This is a genomic window from Spirillospora sp. NPDC049652, from assembly GCF_040675125.1.
In the GTDB taxonomy this organism is placed as follows: domain Bacteria; phylum Actinomycetota; class Actinomycetes; order Streptosporangiales; family Streptosporangiaceae; genus Spirillospora.
Genome location: NZ_JBFAOF010001390.1, coordinates 1 through 1,440, shown reverse-complemented (window position 1 = coordinate 1,440; position 1,440 = coordinate 1). Strand labels below are relative to the sequence as shown.

Here is a 1,440-nt window from a genome sequence, read left to right as displayed (position 1 = left end):
GGCCGGACGCGCCCTCGAGCAGCCGTGACCGCAGCGCCGGGACGATCCGCTGGAAGCCGCGCGCGTCGGCGTTCAGGCCCGTCGCCGCGCCATTGACGCGCGCGGTGGTCCGGGCGAGCTCGGCGGTCCTCTCGGCGATCAGGTCGGCGGTTTCGAGCAGCGGCCGGAAGACCGGATCGGCGGCGGGGATCCGGTAGCGGGCGGCGAGCCGGTGCAGCATGGCGGGCATCGCCTCGTCGAGGCAACGCGCGAGGTCGAGCGCCGCCCAGTAACCGCGCGTGCGGACGACGACGGGATGCCGGGCGGCGAGGTGGCGGAGGCGGCTCTCGGCGGTGCCGTTCACCGTCCGCAGAGCGGCCAGCACTTCCCGGTAGCGCGGGCCTCTCGCGATCTGGGGATGCCGCGCGGCGAGCGCGTGCAGCCATCCGGAGATCGCCCTGGTGTTCGTGGCGAGCCGCCGCGTGAGGACGGACGCGACCGACGTGAGGCGGGCCGCGTCCCGGGTCACCGAGGCGGCCCGGGACGCGAGGCCGGGCAGATCGGCGGCGGCGAGCTCGGCGAGCGGGACGGCCGTGGACGCCAGTTCGTGCACGCCCCCGGCGACCTGCTCCGCGCCCGGCGCGAGCCGCGACGAGCCCTCCTTCAGCTGCGCCAGCCCCGAGGCGAGCTGCGCCGTCCCCGTACCGGCCTGGCCGAGGCCGCCGACGAGTTCGGAGCTGCCCTGCTTCGCCGCGCCGAGACCGTCCACGAGCTGCGCCGACCCCTGCTTGGCGCCGGCCAGGCCGTCCCTGAGCCGGGCCGCGCCGTCCGCCGCGTCGGAGATCCCGCTGTGCAGTTCGGCGAGCCTGCCGAACGCGGCCTCGAAGTAGGCGCTGATCGCCGCCGCCGAGATCTTGCGCTCCAGCTCGGCCTGGACCGTCTTGGCCATGACGCCGACCAGGTAGTTGTTGGCGTCGTCCAGCCGGATCGACATCGCGGCCTTCTCCGGCATCCCGGTCGCGCCGCTGGTCAGCCGCTCGCTGAAGTCCGGCGGGACGGTGATCACGGCGTAGTAGCGGCCGTGCCGCAGCCCGTCCGCGGCGTCGCGGGCGTCCACGAAGTGCCAGCCGAGGATGCGGTCCTTGCGCAGCTCCGCCACGAAGTCCCCGCCCGCGTCGACGGTCCGGCCCTCCGCCTGGACGGGCCGGTCCTCGTTCACCACCGCGACCGGGACGCGGCCCAGCCGCCGGTACGGGTCCCAGTTGGACCACAGGTAGATCCCGCCGTACACGGTCGGGACGATCACGATGAACGCCAGCGCGAGCCGCTGCAGGGGCGTCCGGAAGCGCAGCAGCTCGAACGGGGCGAGCCGGAGCGCCCGCATCACGCGCCGTCCCCGAGCCGGGTGAACACGTCGGCGAGGCCGTGCGCGGGGGCCGGGTCGAGGACCGTCGCGACGAC

Annotated in this window: 1 protein-coding gene; it reads right to left on the bottom strand. The window is 75.5% G+C overall.

Going from position 1 to position 1,440, the window contains the following annotated elements:
* On the bottom strand, positions 1–1,363 hold a 1,363-nt coding region (locus AB0J52_RS40465; protein WP_500188511.1), incomplete at its 3' end, for a YhgE/Pip family protein.
* Positions 1,364–1,440 lie beyond the last annotated feature (77 nt).